Raw genomic sequence first — 384 nt, forward strand, 5'->3', positions numbered from 1 at the left:
GCCACAGCCGGTTCGGCGCCCCGGCGTGGAAGTCGCGCTCCACGAGGTCGGCGGGCGCCTCGGACGGCTCCCCCCTGTGGGAGCTCCACCGCCTGGGCCTCTTCAGGCACACGGGCCGCGGCCCCTCCCCGCCCATGATGCGGCGCGCCACCTTCTCCGAGACGACCAGCGGGTCCGTCCCGTCCCGCCGCGGCATGGCATGGATGGCGCGGTAGCCCCACACGCGCCCGCCCCCCCTCGGACAGGGCGCGTATCCGTCCGCGCGGGACGGCATGCCTGCCGCCGGCCTCCATGGCCGCGCGCTGGCAGTGGTAGGCGCCGCGCCCGGGACCCGCCGCGCCGGGGGCGGCGGCGAGACCGGACCCGCCCCTGACCCGTTCCACG

Annotated in this window: 1 pseudogene; it reads right to left on the reverse strand. The window is 78.9% G+C overall.

Features of this window, described 5'->3' with window-relative positions:
* Positions 1 to 196: pseudogene (locus tag H7U32_RS10590) on the reverse strand (IS3 family transposase); the annotation flags it as partial.
* Positions 197 to 384 lie beyond the last annotated feature (188 nt).

Source organism: Bifidobacterium pullorum subsp. saeculare, from assembly GCF_016899725.1.
In the GTDB taxonomy this organism is placed as follows: domain Bacteria; phylum Actinomycetota; class Actinomycetes; order Actinomycetales; family Bifidobacteriaceae; genus Bifidobacterium; species Bifidobacterium pullorum_C.